We start from the raw sequence: 17,882 nt of genomic DNA on the forward strand, positions 1-17,882 counted from the left end.
CACTGATTTAAATCACATCTCCTTTTGATCTACTATTCCTTAGTTCGCTCCGGACTCACTCACCTGCGTCTGGCTGAAATTTATAAAAACAAGAGTCTAAGGAAAGCATGGAAATCTTCTTTACCATTCTGATTTTGATTCTGGTGGTGTCGCTCTCCGGCGTCGTCACCAGAATGTTGCCGTTTCAGGTTCCTCTTCCGTTAATGCAGATTGCTGTCGGTGCCTTGCTGGCCTGGCCAAATTTTGGTTTGCATGTGGATTTCGATCCTGAGCTGTTTCTCGTCCTTTTTATCCCGCCGTTACTGTTTGCTGATGGCTGGAAAACCCCGACCCGCGAATTCCTCCACCACGGGCGCGAAATTCTCGGGCTGGCACTGGTGCTGGTGTTACTCACCGTCGTCGGTATTGGCTATCTGATTTATATGATGGTGCCGAATATCCCGCTGGTGGCCGCGTTCGCGCTGGCAGCCGTGCTTTCACCAACCGATGCCGTGGCGTTGGGCGGGATTGTCGGTAAGGGGCGTATACCGAAGTCGATCATGGGCGTGCTGGAAGGTGAGGCGCTGATGAATGACGCATCCGGCCTGGTCTCCCTGAAATTTGCTATTGCTGTGGCGATGGGCACGATGATTTTTACCGTCGGCGGTGCAACGGTCGAATTTCTTAAAGTGGCGATCGGCGGCCTGATGGCCGGTGTGGCGGTGACGTGGTTATACAGTAAATCGCTGCGCATCATGAGCCGCTGGAGCGGTGATGATCCGGCGACACAAATTGTCTTCCTGCTGCTGCTGCCGTTCGCCTCGTATCTGATTGCCGAACATATCGGTGTGTCGGGCATTCTGGCCGCAGTGGCGGCGGGGATGACCATCAGCCAGTCCGGCATTATACGTAACGCGCCACTGGCGATGCGCCTGCGCGCGAACAGCGTGTGGGCGATGCTTGAGTTTGTGTTCAACGGCATGGTGTTTATCATGCTGGGCCTGCAATTACCGGGGATCCTTGAGAACTCTATCGATCAGGCCACACACGACCCGTCTATTGTGACATGGCATCTGTTTGCCGACGTCGGGATTATCTATTTTGCGCTGCTGATCCTGCGTTTCGTCTGGCTGTGGGTAATGAAGAGTTTCAGCAACCGTTTTCTGAAAAAGAAACCGCTGCTGTTTGGCAACTACAGCACGCGTGAGCTATGGGTGGCCTCTTTTGCGGGTGTGCGAGGGGCCATTACGCTGGCCGGTGTGTTGTCGATTCCGTTATTCCTGGCTGATGGTTCGGCGTTCCCGTCGCGTTATCAACTGGTCTTTCTGGCGACCGGCGTCATTCTTTTCTCACTGATCGCAGGCGTGATTGCCTTGCCGTTCCTGCTCAGAGGTGTGGTGGTGGCTGACGGCACGACCTACCGTGAAGAAGAACGCATGGCGAAATCGATCGCAGCAGAAGTGGCGATCGAAAGCCTGCATAAAATGGAAGAACGTCTGGCGGCAGATACCGAAGAAAATATCGATGAACAGACGCTGAAGGAGATCAGTTCGCGGGTGATCGGGACGTTACGACGACGCACGGCAAACCGTGATGATATGGAAACCGCGCTGAAGCTGGAAAATCTGGAGCGCCGCTTCCGTCTGACTGCACTGCGTGCGGAACGTGGTGAGCTTTATCATCTGCGCGCCACGCAGAAAATCAGTAACGAGACCCTGCAAAAACTGCTGCATGATCTGGACTTACTCGAAGCATTGTTAGTCGAAAAAGAAGTGTAAAAGTTACAAGCAATATCAGGAACCGCGTGTGCTGCAACGTTCACGCGGTTTTTATTTCCCACTAACTTCCCGCTATTTCCAGTAATCCCTGCACAGAGTGATCCAGGCCTGCGCACTGTGCGAGAGATAACTGCCCTGATGCCAGATAAGCCCGAGCTGCCACGGCATCAGCGGATCCAGCGGTAGCCACATCAGCGCATTTTTATCCAGCCGCTGGCAGACCGGTTCCGGCAAAATCGCCACACCCATACCGGTTTGTACCATCGCTGCCAGGAAATCCCATTGCCCGCTGCGTGCCGCAATTTTTGGCGTAAAACCGTGTGAGGCGAAGGCATCCATCAGCTGGCGGTACAGGGCAAAATCTTCGTTATAAATCAGGATGCTTTCTTCAGCCAGTTCGCTTATCGACATACGCGTCCTGTTCAGCCAGTGCGGGGTGCGGGGCATCACCACACACATCGGATGGCTGAAAAGCGGCAGAGAGGCAATAGAAGGCACAGCGTTCGCCGGCAGGGCGGTGAGGGCCAGATCCAGTTCGCCGGATATCACCGCCTGTTGCACCGTCAGGCCGCCAAACTCGGAAATAATCAGTTCGATGCCGGGATATTGCTGGCGAAAGCTGCCGATAAGCGGCGCAATTTGCGTACCGACCATCGGGGGGATGCCCAGCCGTAAATGACCGGATTTCAGCGAGTTAATGTCTTCCAGTTCTGCTTCCAGCTGGCGAAACTCTTCAAGAATATTCAGGCCGCGCTGATACAACGCCTGACCACTGTCGGTCAGCCGTAAGCGGCGTCCTTCGCGGACAATCAGCGTGCATGCCAGTTCTTCTTCCAGATGACGCAGCATTTTGCTGATTGTCGGCTGGGTGACAAATAACTTTTCCGCTGCGCGGGTAAAGCTCTGCTGGCGAACCACTTCGACAAAATAGCGTAAGGTACGAACGTCCATGGGCGGATATTTTCCCGGTCAGATCGGCGAGTCACGAAGTATTCCAAACTGGAATCATTTTTATAATTTTAATTCATTTCTTTACCAGTTTCCTGCCAGCGTATACTTCTTTTCCACTCTTTCCTCTTTCGAGGTTATTCCCATGTTGTTGGCGTTGCGCACTAAAGCGCCGTCCCTGCTGACCCGTTGCCAGATCCCTGTTCAGGTGGTGCTGTATGCGGTGTTATTCGTTATAGCCGATCGCCTTGTCACTGCGCTCCATCTGCCTTTGCCTGCCAATATTGTCGGGATGCTGATGCTTTTGCTGCTGATTATGTTCCGTATTTTACCGGTGAAATGGGTGAAAGCCGGTTCCCGCTGGCTGCTGGCAGAGATGCTGTTGTTCTTTGTGCCGGCCGTGGTGGCTGTGGTGAATTACGCCCAGTTGCTGATGATCGAAGGCTGGAAAATCTTTCTGGTGATTGGTATCAGCACGATGCTGACGCTCGGGGCGACCGCAGTGGTCGTTGATAAAGTGTATCGTCTGGAGCAACGTCTGGCGGCGAGGAAGGCAAACCGTGACTGATTTACTGATCAGCATGTTGTGTTTCGTGGTCACCCTCGGGCTGTATTACGGCAACAAAAAACTGTACCGCCAGAAACGCACATTGCTCCTGATGCCGCTGGTGTTCACACCCATCGTGCTGGTGATTTTGCTGGTGGTGACGCATACGTCGTATCAGGATTACATCGGTGAAACGCACTGGTTGCTGTGGTTGCTCGGGCCGTCAACCATCGCGTTTGCGGTGCCGGTTTACGAAAATATGGCAGTGATCCGTCGTCACTGGATGTCACTCAGTGCAGGCGTGCTGACGGCGATAGTGGTTGCCGTCAGCAGTTCGGTCTGGCTGGCACGCATGCTGACGCTGCCGGAAGAAATCCAGCGCAGCCTGGCGGTTCGCTCCATCACTACGCCTTTTGCGCTGGCCGCCGCTAAACAAATGGGTGGCCAGCCGGATCTGGTGGCGCTGTTTGTGGTGATCACGGGCGTCTTTGGTATGGCGGTCGGCGATATGCTGTTTCTGCGCCTGGCGGTAAAAAGCGGTCTCGCAAAAGGTGCCGGTTTCGGTGCGGCGTCACACGGTGCGGGCACGGCGAGAGCTTATGAACTGGGTGCGGAAGAAGGTGTGGTGTCGAGCCTGGTGATGATGCTGGCGGGGGTTGTCACGGTCGTGATTGCGCCGGTGATCGGGGGGCTGATGTGGTGATGATCTTTTGAAAAAGATCTGAAACTTTAAGTTCAAATTCAAGGTTGTGGGCGTCGGCCCACACCGAACAGAGACCCGGTAACGCGCGGGCCTCTGGACTCCGCGCTTTTTTAACTGCGTGCTTCGCTCGCTGGCCATGTTTCAGGTGCGGCAGCGACAGCCGCAAAATCCCGCCGCTGCGCGGTGCCCTCCCGTCGGGTTACAACCCGCGCAAACTACCGCGCGGTTTTCCACCTCTCGTCCGGCGATATTTTGGAACCGGCCTCAACGTTAACCTCACAACCTCACCATCTTCTTTTAAAAAAGCCTGCGGGCGATTCAGAAAGCTTGCTGAACGGAGCGGCCTGGAGACCAGAGGCTCCAGGACCGAGGGAAGGAACCGCGCAGCGGCAAGATTTCCAGCCTGTCACTGTGGTGGCTGAAACATAGCCAGCGAGCGATAGCGCGTGTTGAAAAAGCGAGGGGAAATCCAAAAGGGGAAAAGCACTTTCCCCTTTTGGGCGGTTTCGGCGGCAGCCGCTAAGCGAGCACCGCTATTGAGAAACCGAAACCTTCACCATTCCGTTCATATGCCGGTCAAGCTGCGGCCTCAGCTTAATGGATCACCTGCGATAAGAACTCCCGCGTCCTCGCTGATTTCGGATTGGCGAAGAACTCCAGTGGTGGTGCCTGTTCGACGATCTCCCCGCGATCCATAAAGATCACCCGGTCGGCGACGGTTCTGGCAAAGCCCATTTCATGCGTCACGCACAACATAGTCATGCCTTCTTCTGCCAGCGTAATCATGGTGTCCAGTACCTCTTTCACCATTTCAGGGTCGAGTGCAGACGTGGGTTCATCAAACAGCATGATTTTAGGCTTCATACACAGCGAACGGGCGATGGCTACGCGCTGCTGCTGACCACCGGAAAGCTGACCGGGGAATTTATGCGCATGTTCGGCGATGCGCACACGTTTCAGGTAATGCATCGCCAGTTCTTCGGCTTCCTTCTTCGGCATCTTACGCACCCAGCACGGCGCCAGGGTACAGTTCTGCAACACGGTCAGATGCGGGAACAGGTTGAAGTGCTGAAATACCATACCGACTTCGGTGCGTACGCGTTCGATATTGCGCAAGTCATCGTTCAGTTCAGTGCCGTCCACTACGATGCGCCCTTGCTGGTGCTCTTCCAGATGGTTAATGCAACGAATGGTCGTTGACTTCCCGGAGCCGGAAGGGCCGCATAACACGATACGTTCACGCGGTTTCACGCTCAGGTTGATATCTTTCAATACGTGGAACTGTCCGTACCACTTGTTCACGTTTTCCAGCGTGATCATCATATTTTGGTTTTCAGTGACTTGATGGTCGCTCATGGTTTACCTCAGTGTGCGGAACGTCCGGTGTGAAAGCGTCTTTCCAAATGCTGGCTATAACGCGACATGCTAAAACAGAAAATCCAGTAGACGGCGGCGGCGAAGACATAGCCTTCGGTCGACATGCCGAGCCATTCGGGATCGACGGTGGCTTGCTGAACGCTGCTAAACAAGTCGAACAGGCCGATAATGATCACCAGACTGGTGTCCTTGAACAGCGCGATAATGGTATTGACCAGACCCGGTATCACCATTTTCAGCGCTTGCGGCAGAATGACTAAGCCTTGCGTTTTCCAGTAGCCGAGCGCCAGTGACTCGGCGGCCTCGGTCTGACCTTTCGGCAGCGCCTGTAACCCGCCGCGTACCACTTCCGCGACGTACGCGGACTGGAACAACACAACCCCCACCAGTGCACGCACCAGTTTGTCGATATTTGTCCCTTCGGTCATAAACAGCGGCAGCATCACCGAGGACATAAACAGCACGGTGATAAGCGGCACGCCGCGCCAGAATTCGATGAAAATCACTGAGAGAATGCGCACGACAGGCAGGCTTGAACGCCGTGCCAGCGCCAGCATAATGCCCAGCGGTAACGCACCGGCAATACCGACTGCGGCAATGATCAGCGTCAGCGTCAGGCCGCCCCATTGGCGGGTTTCGACGCGACTCAGCCCCAGGAAACCGCCGTACAGCATGATCCAGGTGAAAATCGGGAAGAGCACCATCCAGCACGCGATATAACGTCCGCGCCGGGGCATGGCTTTAAAGAAGATCGGCGCAAGAGTCAGCAGACCGACGATCAGTGTGACGTTGATACGCCAGCGTTGATCGAACGGATACAGCCCGTACATGAATTGCCCGAAACGTGCATGGACAAAGACCCAGCACGCGCCAGCTTTGGTGCAGTCAGTGCGCGCGGTGCCGACCCAGTTGGCCTGGAAAATCACCCAGTTCAACAACGGGGGGATCACCAGCCACATCAGCCATATACAGAACAAAGTCAGCAGGCTGTTAAACCAGCTGGAGAAGAGATTTTTACGCGCCCAGAGCACGGCGATACCAAGTGGCGTACCGGGCTTCACGGCTCTGACTCCCGGAGGAAGTGTTGTCATTGTCATGGGATTCCCTTAACGCTCGACCAGTGCGATACGGCGGTTGTAAATGTTCATCAGGAAGGAAATTACCAGGCTGATGATCAGGTAGACTGACATCGTAATAGCAATGGTTTCAATCGCCTGACCGGTCTGGTTGAGCACGGTACCGGCGAACAGCGATACCATATCCGGATAGCCAATTGCTGCCGCCAGAGAAGAGTTTTTCACGATGTTCAGATACTGACTGGTCAGTGGTGGAATAATCACCCGCATCGCCTGCGGCAAAATGACCTGACGCAGAGTGACCGGATTCGGCAGACCTAACGAACGGGCGGCCTCATGCTGACCGTGCGAAACAGACTGGATACCGGAGCGGATTACTTCGGCGATAAAGGTTGAGGTATAGACCGATAACGCCAGCGTTAACGCTGCCAGTTCCGGGATCAACACCATGCCGCCACGGAAGTTGAAACCGCGCAGCGCAGGCTCGTCCCAGTGCAATGCAGGCCCGAAAAACAGGTGTGCCAGCGCCGGAAATACAACGATCATGACAATCGCCCAAGGCCAGATATGCCAGATCCGGCCGGTGTGTATCTGTCGGAAATGGTTGTAGCGTTGCAGTGCAATGATGCCAAAAATAGCCAGCAGCACGGCGATAAAACCCGCCAGACTTCCCGGTGCCAGTTCCGGTGACGGCAGGTACAGACCGCGGTTACTGACAAAAGCCAGGTCAAAAGCATTCAGGCTTTGACGCGGCCCCGGCAGGTTACGCAGTACGGCGAAATACCAGAAGAAGATTTGCAGCAGCGGTGGAATGTTGCGGAACGTTTCGATATACACCGTCGAGACTTTACGAATCAGCCAGTTATCGGAAAGGCGCCCTAAGCCGATAATGAACCCGAGAATCGAGGCAAAAACGATACACAACGCAGAAACCAGCAGGGTATTCAGCAGACCGATAACAAATACGCGCGCATAGGTGTCGCCTTCCTGATAGTCAATCAGATGCTGAACAATGCCGAAACCGGCACCTTTTTCAAGAAACGCAAATCCCGAGGTGATCCCTCGTGTTGTCAGATTGGTAATGGTGTTGTGGAGCAGGTAACCCAGACAGGCCACCAGCAACACCACCGCGAAAATTTGGTAAATCCAGGCTCGTACGGCTGGGTTTGCCAGCGAGAACGAGACTTTTCCGGTTGGGCGTTGCGACATAAGAACCTCGACCTGCAGGTAAAACAGTGGAAGTGATGCACCGGGGAACGACCGGTCCATCAGCTTCCTTTATCAGACTGAACTTTTGTTTATCCAAAGTAACTGGCGTTGCAGCAAGGCGGCAAGGGAGGGAATCCCGATGAGCTGACACGGGTCAGTGATTCGGGTGACCGAATGCCGCTAACGCCGCTGCAACGTCAAGTACGAAGGATAAAATCAACGGACAGGGGGAGCGTACTGGATGCCGCCTTTATTCCAGAGGGCGTTCTGGCCACGTTTAATTTTCAACTCGCTGCCCTGACCGACGTTGCGCTCGAAGCTTTCGCCGTAGTTACCCACTTGCTTAACGATTTTCACGACCCAGTCGTTAGGCACTTTCAGGTCAGCACCGTAAGTCCCGGTTTTGCCCAGCAGGTTGCTCATATCAGGTGTCGTCGGGTTAGCCGCCAGTTGAACAACGTTCTGAGAAGTCACGCCCATTTCTTCAGCATTGAGCATCGCGAACAGTGACCAGCGAACGATCGCCAGCCAGTCTTCATCACCACGGCGCACAACAGGTCCCAGCGGTTCTTTAGAGATAACTTCCGGCAGCACAATGAAATCATCCGGTTTGCCCAGTTTGATACGCAGTGCATACAGCTGAGACTGGTCAGAAGCCAGGGTGTCACAACGACCGGAGTCCAGCGCTTTGGCGCTTTCATCTGAACGGTCAAAGGTCACCGGGGTGTAAGTCATTTTGTTGGCTTTGAAGTAATCAGCCACGTTCAGCTCGGTATCTGTACCGGCCTGCAGACAGACCGTTGCGCCATCGAGTTCTTTGGCGCTTTTCAGACCCGCTTTCTGGTGGGTCAGGAAGCCGATACCGTCGTAGTAGTTTACGCCGGCGAAAATCATGCCCATGCCCGCATCGCGGGAAGAGGTCCAGGTGGTATTACGGGACAGGATATCCACTTCGCCAGACTGCAGGGCGGTGAAGCGCTCTTTCGCGGTCAGCGGGGTATATTTCACTTTCTCAGAATCACCAAACACCGCAGCAGCCACCGCGCGGCACACATCAACGTCGATACCGGTAAATTTGCCTTTGGAGTCAGCGTAAGAGAAGCCTGGCAAGCCATCGCTAATACCGCACTGAATAAAGCCTTTCTTTTTTACTGCATCCAGAGTGGTACCTGCATGAGCCTGACCAGCCAGTGTCACGAAGCTTGCTGCGGCAATCAGTGTTGAGAGCAATATTTTTTTCATAAAGCGTCCTGTGAGACAAAACTGAAAATTATTATTGTGTGAGTGCCGGAGCACCCTGTCTGTTATGGGGCAACGCCCTCTGCACCTGTCTTTGCAAAGGGAGTGCCAACATGAAAAATGCCCCATCAATCAAGTTGCATAGAGGAATTGCACAGTAACATTGACGAGGTGTATAAAATTTATTGCTCTCTTTCAGTGCGTGGTCAATGTGACTGCCTTAAATGAGTGCGGAATATTTCAATATTGGAGTGCAGATCGCGATGTTTGCAGCGAAGTGAAATATGCCCTCATATTTGGAAAAAAAATGAGGCAAAACCATGAGCAAATCTCTCAGTTCGGATGAGCTGAGAGATAAATTGGCATAACGGGGTGTAAAACCGGGGCAGTGCAGCGGAGAAAAACGGGACGTCTTATTTGGCCTGATCTTTACTGCCTGTGATCAGTTTGCGTGCAGCCGCGATCTGGTCGCTATCCGGTGCTTTGGGTTTGGCTTTATTGAGCGCGGTGCTGAGGCCTGAACGTCCCCAGAGGTCAAAGCTGTCATCATCTTTGAGATGGTCGAAGATAGACGGTGTTGCGTCGTTTTTTTTAGCCATGAAAGTTACAGATCTCTTAATGGGATGCGATGAATGAAAAAAGCCCGACGCGGTGGCATCGGGCTGAGGGTTTATCCACTCTTGCGCTTATCAATAAAGCGAAGGTGCACCCGCCGGGCGGGTTTTAAAGCGGCGGTGCAGCCAGAGATACTGATCGGGTGCACGCATAATTTCTTTTTCGATTACCCGGTTCATGTAGGCGGCGGCTGCCATTTCATCATCGAGCGGGTAATCCTGTAATTGAGGCTGGATCACCAGTTCATAACCGGTACCGCCAGCTTTACGTACCAGCACGACAGTCACCAGCGCAGGTTTTGCCAGACGTGCCAGCATAAAGGTTCCGCTGGTGGTTGCGGCCTGATCGACCGCAAACAGAGGGGCAAATACGCTGCCGCGCGGGCCGTAATCCTGATCCGGTGCAAACCAGACGGCTTCGCCTTTTTTCAGCGCGTGAACCATACCGCGTAAATCTTTGCGATCGAGCATCGCCTTGTTAGACCGCATACGGCCCCAGGTCTGCACAAATTCCATCGCTTTATTGTTGTGCGGACGGTACATCGCCATCATCGGCTGACATAAGCCCATCGCACGGCCGCCTAATTCCAGCGACATAAAGTGTACGCCAATCACCAGCACACCCTGTTTATTTTCCTGCGCCTTTTTCAGGTTATGCAGGCCGCTGACGTCAAACCAGCGTTTTACACGGGCGTCCGACCAGAACCAGGCCATGCCGGTTTCCAGCAGACCCATGCCGAGGGATTCAAAGTTGCTGATGATGCGCGCTTCGACCTGATCAGAAGGGAGATCCGGGAAGCACAATTGCAGGTTACGGCGCGTTATTGATACACGGCGTTTCAGGAAGCGCATGGACGTTCGGCCCAACCAGATGCCGAGGCGATTTAACACCGGATAAGGGAGTTGAACCAGCAGGAACAGAACGCCAAGACCAAACCAGGTCAGCCAGTAACGTGGACGTAAAAAAGATGCGCGAAAACGAGGAGATGTCATAAAAGCCCAATCATATGCATAAAAAACCGGGGGTAACGCGTCAGGGGTTTGCTCAGTCGCGATACGGATTGTCTGTTAAAGAGTGGGACAACATCAAGGTGTAAACGTTTTCGAAAGTACACAAATTGACTCACTTTTACTTAATCAAGACATAATTTTAAAAGGCGGGATCGCGAAGCTGAAGGGCTGTCCGTAGGCGTTGAGCGGGGCGAATACGACTCTTGAGGCAAGTATAACATGCCGCGTGATCTAACCGCAGAGGGGAATCGTCCGATAAACGCACTATTTACTGTTTCTTTACGGAAGGGTTTACACAACAAAATGAAAACGCTACCGAAAGAAGGGAGTTTTCCTTCAGACGTCGCAGTTACACCCGCAGGATATTTCAGCACGCTCCTTTGGCGAAGCATGCTGAAAAGGGGAGTATCAGCGATATAATGGATTACTCATCACAGAATATCGGCCACTGCCATACAGCGCGATCACCACAGCAGCCATGAAATAATAAACGATATCTTCAATTGCCCATGCGCCGACCGGAGAGAGCGCGAAGGTGTGGTGGACACCAACCATCAGCCAGGCGACGACCATGGTCGCAGCCGCAGAGAGCGCCGCGAGGCGGGTGAAAATCCCCAGTATCATCATAACAGGAGCGATCACCTCACCAATGATCACGCCGTAGGCGACAAATGCCGGAATACCATATCCTGCCAGCATGCCCTGAATGCCGCCCAGTCCGTCGTGCAGCTTATGCCAGCCGTGAAAAATCAGCAGGCCATAGGTGATCCGCAACAGCAAAATCGCCAGATCCGGTTTGTTCAGTGCAGCGGTAAAACGGAGATAAAGTTGCTTCATCAGTATCACTCCTGGAGACATTTTATTGTCTCTATAAAGTAATTCTTAATCACTGAATGCAGGGGATAATTATTCTCATTTGGGTTGATCTGGATTAGGTTTTGCGCAGATTTTGGACTAAAGGTTTTTCGATAAAGCAGAAAACAAAAAGGCGCTCCCCTTACGGAAAAGCGCCTTTTTAAGACATTAACTGATGAATATCAGTTCATGCCGTATTTTTTCAATTTCTTACGCAGCGTACCGCGGTTGATACCCATCATCAGGGCCGCACGAGTCTGGTTGCCACGGGTATACTGCATCACCATGTCTAACAGTGGCTGTTCAACTTCAGCCAATACCAACTCATACAGGTCATTCACGTCCTGACCATTCAATTGAGCAAAATAGCCCTTAAGTGCTTGTTTTACCGAGTCACGCAGAGGCTTTTGAGTCACCTGATCTTGTGAGTTTACGGTAGAAACGGTCAGTACGTCAGAATTCACGCGTTGTTCGAACATAGTTCTGTCAGCTCTTTTTTGTTACGCAAGATTTTCGAAATATGCTTCCAACGCCTCCAGCTGTTCGCTGGCATCCTCTATGGCGTTGAAGGAGCGCCGAAACTGGTCATTTGGGGCATGCTCCTGGAGATACCAGGAAACGTGCTTACGGGCGATACGGAATCCCTTGCCTTGACCGTAAAAGTCGTGCAATTCCCGTACGTGCCCTATTAACAAGCGCTGAACCTCACCCATAGAAGGTGGAGGTAACAACTCCCCTGTGTCCAGATAATGCTGGATTTCCCGGAAGATCCAGGGTCTCCCCTGAGCGGCACGTCCTATCATCAGAGCATCAGCTCCGGTGTAGTCGAGTACCGCCCTGGCTTTATGCGGGTCAGTTATGTCGCCATTCGCGATAATCGGAATGGAAACATTCTGCTTAACTGTCCGAATACTGTCGTACTCTGCTTCTCCATTGAAGAGACAGGCACGGGTTCGGCCATGAATTGTCAGGGCCTGAATTCCACAGTCTTCAGCCAATTGGGCAATTTGTACACAGTTACGGTGTTCCGGTGCCCATCCAGTACGGATTTTCAACGTGACTGGCACATCTACTGCATTCACAACGGTCGTCAGGATTTGTTTAACCAAATCCGGATACTGCAGTAATGCAGAACCTGCCAGTTTGCGGTTCACTTTCTTGGCCGGGCAGCCCATATTGATATCAATGATTTGCGCACCGCTTTCCACGTTAATTCGTGCAGCGGCCGCCATATCTTCGGGGTCACAACCGGCAATTTGCACGGCGCGGATCCCCGGTTCATCGTTATGTACCATACGCAAACGTGACTTATCCGTCCGCCACACCTCCGGATTGGAGGAGAGCATTTCAGATACTGCCATCCCAGCCCCCATCGCATGACATAAGGCACGAAATGGTCGGTCAGTGATACCGGCCATCGGGGCCGCAATCAGGCAATTTGTAAGCTGGTGGTGTCCGATGCGCATGAACTAGGAATGACCATACTGATGTCCGCAAGGGCGCGTATATTACGCATTTTCGTTGCGATATGAAAGGCCAAACTTTGAGCAATTGGATAAGAAAATGCCTTGCTTGCGATGTAAGTCACTGCATTTTGTTTTTTTATCTTTGTTTTACATGGCGTTATCATGATGCGGTTAAATTGTGCGCTTGTGCAAATTCCTAATATCTCTCTGAATCCCCCTGATATAACAGTTGATTCTAAGGGTAGATTTGCCCTTTTAAGCAGCAACAACCACAAAATTCCGTGATGTAGATCACTCTTTGGTCAAAAATACGTCTCACCGACTGCCGCAGGATGAGTTCAGACTTGTCTGGCCTAAAGGCTGCGCCGTTCCCCTTTTTCTCCGCTCCCAGCGTATGGGATAAACTCTAATAATAAGCATGCTAAATGTATCATGTAGAGAAACAGGATTTTTATTACTATTTGGTTGAATTATGATCACCCCCTTATTTTGGAGACGGGTCATGTTTGAACAAATTATTGAAGAATTTCAAAACGGGGACATTATTTATGGTCTGGATGCTCCCCGGGATGCGGTGTGCCGGGCAATTAGAAGCATGATGAGAGACAACGGTATATTTATTAAAATATTACGCCACGGGAGAAAACGACAGGATATTATTATTCAAAATCAACTGACCAACAGTGTGGTCAATGTTTCAAAAATAAGCCACCGGCTGCATGCGCCCGGAAAGTTTTACTCGCCTGATAGACAAATCCGCTCAAGAGGAGAAGCGACCGCGGATCCGAAAAGGGCGATCCAATTTAAGCATTTTTTACGTAACCATCAAAAATGGAACCTGGAAAACGGAATATCTCCTCACCAGATAAAATCAGTTCATCAGGCACAATACATACACTGGGGAAAAACGGTTGAAGTGGATATTTCTCGTTTGAAAAATGCGAGGATACGGCAACTACCCCCCAAAAAGTCTAATACAAACCTCGATATTGCTAAAGAAGCATGGATTCGGGCCAGTAAAGCCGGGCTGGAGTTTCAAACCAAAACCAGAAATAAAAGGGTGCATTTTATCCTTGATGAAATCGCGTTTGAGCGGGTTATTGAAAAGAGACCGGGCGATATTACCAGCGCTGAAATAAGATGGCTTTACCGTAACCGGGGTAATCCTCAGGTCGCCAATAATGTGGTTTACTGGCTGGGTGGCGTTAAAGTTATGCCGCCCTGGGAATGCGAGCCTATTTCATCCATATTTTCCCGGTACCTGCCTCGCTCAGAATATCCTGGAATTAATCAGGAGTGCCAGGAGCTGTCAGTATGCTTTAACAATCTTAATGATTATGTTAATCAGGAAGACGAGATCACGAGACTGTAATTTATCAGACAGTATTGAGTGATATACCGGCTACGGAAAATAACAGGGAGTCATATTTCAGCCGATATATTTCTGTGTATGAAATATCGCAGAGAATACATGGAATAGAGGAAGGGCATCCAGGTTTTAAAAATAAGGCAGCGGGCCCGCTCTGCTGCCTTGAAGGGGAAGCGCAATTATTGCGCGACGATGACCCGGCCATGCAGCCCTTGCACCGGGCGATTATTCGCATGATGCATCGCATGCTGGAATTTCTCCAACTGGGTTTCAGACAATGTCTGAGGCTCTTTAACCACCAGCCAGCGTACCCCTTCTGTGCACGGTGGAGTGGTCAGTGAGCCGCTGAAGCGGTAATGCGTCAGGTCTTTTGGCATCAGGCTAAGAAGATCAACTTTCGTCTTCAGTGCGACAGGTTCTCCGGCTTTATCAGGCATTTGTTGCCATATTTTTTCCAGTCCGGCATTAGCCTTGCCGGTTTCAAACATCACCGCAATCACCGCAATCTCCCCTTCAGCATTCATATGAACAAAATGCGCCTCCATCGGGAAGGATTTACCGTTGAGGGTATTTTCGCTCGGGGAATGGAAATGGAATTGTTGCAGAACGAATTTTTCGCCGTCCAGTGTAACGAAGTCCCCCTGCTGAACATTTACCTGCACGCTGTGACCGTTGTTAATGACACTGACCGGTGGCAACTGATAGCTGAGCTTAAGCGGGCGGGGGTGCACCTGTAATGCATCTTTGATATCGATAGGCGACTGTGCTTTACCCTGTTCACACAGATAAAAATCAGGGCTGAGTTTCGACCAGTTTTGCGGGGCAGTGTCGCCATCATATGACCAGTGCGACGCTTCGTTTGCGCAGGCGGGTTGTGCAGAAACTGACAAGGTCAGTGCGGCCAGCGCGGCAGAGAATAATTTTCCTTTCAAGAGATATCCCTTTCATGTGTTGAGTAATAAAACCTCGCAAAGTGTAAGGGTTTTGTGCGGCAGGAGAAATATGAGAACAGGTCGTAAAAGAGTTTTAGAAGAAAATCCGCTCTTTCTGCACAAACAGAAAGAGCGGGGAACATAAATCAGGCTTTTTTAATGCCGGTGATGCGGCACCACTCTTCTTTCTCGGCCACCGGATCCAGGTCAAACTTGTCTTTATAGGCATCCGCCACGCTTTGTGCCTGGCTGGCCAGTACGCCGGACAGTCCCAGATGGCCGCCTGCGACCGGCAGTACACTGATAAGGGGAGCCAGTTCGCGCAAAGGGCCTGCCAGAATGTTGGCGACTACCACGTCGGCCGACAGATCCTCAGGCTGGTCTTGCGGCAGATACAGCGACAGACCCTCTGAAACACCGTTACGTTCGGCATTATCACGGCTGGCCTGTATGGCCTGCGGATCGATGTCGATCCCGACCACATGCTTTGCGCCCAGCTTCAGCGCGGCGATCGCCAGAATGCCGGAGCCGCAACCGAAGTCGATCACGGTTTTACCGTTCAGATCCAGACTGTCTAGCCATTGCAAACACATGGCCGTGGTCGGGTGAGTACCGGTACCAAACGCCAGCCCCGGATCCAGCATGACGTTCACGGCATTCGGATCCGGCACATCGCGCCAGCTCGGGCAAATCCACAGACGCTCGCCAAAACGCATGGGATGGAAGTTATCCATCCATTCGCGTTCCCAGTCTTTGTCTTCCAGTTGTTCGATTTTATGCGCAAAACCTTTGCCCAGCAGCGGTGCGTTTTCCAGTATAGCGATCACTTCGTCCATATCGGTTTCCGCGTCGTAAAGGCCAATAGCGTCAGTATCCCCCCACAACAGGGTTTCGCCGGGCAGCGGTTCGAAAACCGGGTTATCGTGAGTATCCTGGAAAGTCACGGATACCGCGCCACTTTCGATAAGCGCATCACTCAGCGTTTCCGCGTCGTTACCGGTGGTATTAATCTTCAGTTGGATCCAAGGCATAGCCATTCTCTTCTTAACAATCTGTAATAGCAGTACCGTCCGTTCAGGACGGCCTGAGTACGGTTTCGCGTGGCTGTTTGCCAAATTTATTGCCGGCATAAAACGCCAGCAGGCTCAGCAACAGCGACGGCACAATCGGATGCAGACCGGCAATATGCAGGTCAAGACTGGCGAGCAGGGTATAACAAACTGCGCCAACAATCATTGCGCTCAGCGCGCCCGCAGCGTTTGCCCGTTCCCAGTACAAACCGAGCACCAGCGGCCACAGGAACACCGCTTCCAGCCCGCCGAATGCCAGCAGGTTCAGCCAGATAATCATTTCCGGCGGACGCCATGCGGCCAGCAACACCAATAATCCCAGTATAAAGGTGGCCCAGCTTGATAAGCGTTTTAACTTACGCTCGTTAGTCAGTTGCTCCGGTTTAATACCGAGGTACAAGTCTTTAACGATAGTCGCTGATGACTGCAAAAGTTGCGCATTGATGGTCGACATAATGGCAGCCATCGGCGCGGCAAGAAAGATACCGGCGGCGTAAGGGGGGAGTACGGTGATCATCAATGTCGGGATAACCTGGTCTGGGATTTTCAGATCAGGCAATACCGCACGTCCCAGCGCGCCGGCCAGATGCATACCGAACATCAAAACGGCGACCACAATCGTGCCGAGCACAATGCCACGGTGTACCGCTTTGCTGTCTTTGTAGGAAATACAGCGCACAGCGGTATGCGGCAGGCCGATCACACCAAAGCACACCAAAATCCAGAAAGACGCCATAAAAGGCAGTGAAAGGACGTCATCTCCGCCATGCACGGACACCAGTTTCGGGTCGATTTGCCGGAGCTTATCTACCGCGCTGTGCAGCCCCCCTGCGGCGTGAATGACGGCGATCAACAGCAAAATAGTGCCGAGCAGCATCACCAGCCCCTGCATGGCATCATTGAGGACGCTGGCACGGAAGCCGCCAAAGGCGGTGTACAGCGCAATACTGATGCCGAAAATTAGCAGACCGGTGTCATAAGGAATACCCGCCGCCGTTTCCAGCAAGCGTGCGCCACCGATGAATTGGACGGTCATCGCACCCAGAAACGCCACCAGCAAGCTCAGGCTTGCCAGCCAGACCAGTAAGCGGCTCCGGTAGCGCGCAAAAAGCATGTCGTTCAGCGTGACCGCATTATAACGACGCGCAAGAATGGCAAATTTTTTACCCAGTACGCCGAGTGAAAGCCAGACGGCAGGCAGTTGAATCATCGCCAGCAATACCCAGCCAAGACCAAATTTGTAGGCCGCACCGGGGCCGCCGATAAAGGAACTGGCACTGATGTAGGTGGCGGTCAGGGTCATGGCCAGTACGAAACCACCCATTGAACGGCTACCGAGGAAATATTCGGTCAGAAAGTTGCCCTGTTCGCGGCGGGTATAGGCATAGACAGACAACCCGAAAACCAGCAGTAAGTAGGCAATCAGTGGCAATAAGACTTCAGTCTGCATTAATGTCCTCCAGCGGAATATCGCGATAAATCACGCGAACCATCAACCAGCTTAAAAGAACGAAAATCAGCGGGACCAGCAGGCAGGCCATTTCAAACCAGTGCGGCAGACCGGTGATACCCTGTTTGTCGTCAGGAATATACGCAGCAAAACACCATGCCAGCAGATAGGCAATCGTCAGCCCGAATGCCCAGCGGGCTTCGCGGTTGGCTTGCAAAAAACGTTTATCCAATGCCATTTATTTGTCTCCCCTCAAAAC

18 protein-coding genes are annotated in these 17,882 nt (G+C 52.3%); 4 read left to right on the forward strand and 14 right to left on the reverse strand.

Translation table 11 applies throughout. From position 1 onward, the window contains the following. Positions 1–107 precede the first annotated feature (107 nt). The gene (locus tag EVX52_RS19635; protein WP_129954778.1) at positions 108–1,757 is read left to right on the forward strand and encodes a Na+/H+ antiporter; all 1,650 of its coding nucleotides are present in this window, start codon (positions 108–110) and stop codon (positions 1,755–1,757) included. Between the two features lie 72 nt (positions 1,758–1,829). Here EVX52_RS19635 and EVX52_RS19640 read toward each other — a convergent pair whose 3' ends face one another. Next, positions 1,830–2,708, reverse strand: coding sequence for a LysR family transcriptional regulator (locus EVX52_RS19640; RefSeq protein WP_129991962.1), 879 nt, complete (start codon positions 2,706–2,708; stop codon positions 1,830–1,832). Between the two features lie 142 nt (positions 2,709–2,850). On the opposite strand from EVX52_RS19640, the gene EVX52_RS19645 reads away from it, so the two are divergent. Both EVX52_RS19645 and EVX52_RS19650 read left to right on the forward strand, forming a co-directional pair. Next, positions 2,851–3,273 (forward strand): CidA/LrgA family protein, encoded by a 423-nt coding sequence (locus EVX52_RS19645; protein ID WP_129954776.1) that lies wholly within the window; start codon positions 2,851–2,853, stop codon positions 3,271–3,273. After that, positions 3,266–3,955 carry an LrgB family protein gene (locus EVX52_RS19650; protein WP_129954775.1) on the forward strand — a complete coding sequence of 230 codons (690 nt, stop codon included), beginning with the start codon at positions 3,266–3,268 and terminating at the stop codon, positions 3,953–3,955. Before EVX52_RS19645 ends, EVX52_RS19650 begins: the two co-directional genes overlap by 8 nt. 594 nt (positions 3,956–4,549) lie before the next feature. Here the strand turns inward: EVX52_RS19650 and EVX52_RS19655 are convergent. The 9 genes from EVX52_RS19655 to dusB form a co-directional block, all read right to left on the reverse strand. Then, on the reverse strand, positions 4,550–5,311 hold the full coding sequence (locus EVX52_RS19655; protein ID WP_013577309.1) for an amino acid ABC transporter ATP-binding protein: 762 nt from the start codon (positions 5,309–5,311) through the stop codon (positions 4,550–4,552). Between the two features lie 8 nt (positions 5,312–5,319). Then, complete coding sequence (locus EVX52_RS19660; RefSeq protein WP_370278360.1) at positions 5,320–6,429, reverse strand: amino acid ABC transporter permease; 1,110 nt, start codon at positions 6,427–6,429, stop codon at positions 5,320–5,322. 9 nt (positions 6,430–6,438) lie between these two features. Continuing rightward, the gene (locus EVX52_RS19665) at positions 6,439–7,617 is read right to left on the reverse strand and encodes an amino acid ABC transporter permease (RefSeq protein ID WP_129991963.1); all 1,179 of its coding nucleotides are present in this window, start codon (positions 7,615–7,617) and stop codon (positions 6,439–6,441) included. Positions 7,618–7,833: 216 nt separating this feature from the next. After that, complete coding sequence (locus EVX52_RS19670) at positions 7,834–8,859, reverse strand: amino acid ABC transporter substrate-binding protein (RefSeq protein WP_129954773.1); 1,026 nt, start codon at positions 8,857–8,859, stop codon at positions 7,834–7,836. A gap of 410 nt (positions 8,860–9,269) precedes the next feature. After that, complete coding sequence (locus EVX52_RS19675; RefSeq protein WP_129954772.1) at positions 9,270–9,455, reverse strand: hypothetical protein; 186 nt, start codon at positions 9,453–9,455, stop codon at positions 9,270–9,272. A gap of 90 nt (positions 9,456–9,545) precedes the next feature. Further along, positions 9,546–10,463, reverse strand: a complete 918-nt coding sequence (gene lpxP / locus EVX52_RS19680; RefSeq protein ID WP_129991964.1) for a kdo(2)-lipid IV(A) palmitoleoyltransferase — start codon at positions 10,461–10,463, stop codon at positions 9,546–9,548. 426 nt (positions 10,464–10,889) lie between these two features. Continuing rightward, on the reverse strand, positions 10,890–11,318 hold the full coding sequence (locus EVX52_RS19685; protein WP_129954770.1) for a DoxX family protein: 429 nt from the start codon (positions 11,316–11,318) through the stop codon (positions 10,890–10,892). A 200-nt stretch (positions 11,319–11,518) separates the two neighbouring features. Beyond that, positions 11,519–11,815 (reverse strand): DNA-binding transcriptional regulator Fis, encoded by a 297-nt coding sequence (gene fis, locus EVX52_RS19690; protein WP_004097144.1) that lies wholly within the window; start codon positions 11,813–11,815, stop codon positions 11,519–11,521. 21 nt (positions 11,816–11,836) lie between these two features. Next, positions 11,837–12,802 (reverse strand): tRNA dihydrouridine synthase DusB, encoded by a 966-nt coding sequence (gene dusB, locus EVX52_RS19695; protein ID WP_129954769.1) that lies wholly within the window; start codon positions 12,800–12,802, stop codon positions 11,837–11,839. Between the two features lie 502 nt (positions 12,803–13,304). On the opposite strand from dusB, the gene EVX52_RS19705 reads away from it, so the two are divergent. Continuing rightward, entirely contained in the window at positions 13,305–14,174 is an 870-nt protein-coding gene (locus EVX52_RS19705) for a hypothetical protein (protein WP_129954767.1), read from the forward strand. Between the two features lie 176 nt (positions 14,175–14,350). On the opposite strand, the gene EVX52_RS19710 is transcribed toward EVX52_RS19705, so the two are convergent. The 4 genes from EVX52_RS19710 to EVX52_RS19725 all read right to left on the reverse strand — a co-directional run bounded on the left by EVX52_RS19710 (position 14,351) and on the right by EVX52_RS19725 (position 17,855). Next, positions 14,351–15,103 (reverse strand): carbonic anhydrase, encoded by a 753-nt coding sequence (locus EVX52_RS19710; protein ID WP_129954766.1) that lies wholly within the window; start codon positions 15,101–15,103, stop codon positions 14,351–14,353. A gap of 146 nt (positions 15,104–15,249) precedes the next feature. Further along, positions 15,250–16,134, reverse strand: coding sequence for a 50S ribosomal protein L11 methyltransferase (prmA, locus tag EVX52_RS19715; protein ID WP_129954765.1), 885 nt, complete (start codon positions 16,132–16,134; stop codon positions 15,250–15,252). 43 nt (positions 16,135–16,177) lie between these two features. Further along, positions 16,178–17,623 carry a sodium/pantothenate symporter gene (gene panF / locus EVX52_RS19720; RefSeq protein WP_129954764.1) on the reverse strand — a complete coding sequence of 482 codons (1,446 nt, stop codon included), beginning with the start codon at positions 17,621–17,623 and terminating at the stop codon, positions 16,178–16,180. Then, on the reverse strand, positions 17,613–17,855 hold the full coding sequence (locus EVX52_RS19725; RefSeq protein WP_165383762.1) for a YhdT family protein: 243 nt from the start codon (positions 17,853–17,855) through the stop codon (positions 17,613–17,615). Before EVX52_RS19725 ends, panF begins: the two co-directional genes overlap by 11 nt. Positions 17,856–17,882 lie beyond the last annotated feature (27 nt).

It is taken from the genome of Rahnella sp. CFA14(1/10), assembly GCF_004195095.1.
In the GTDB taxonomy this organism is placed as follows: Bacteria; Pseudomonadota; Gammaproteobacteria; order Enterobacterales; family Enterobacteriaceae; genus Rahnella; species Rahnella perminowiae.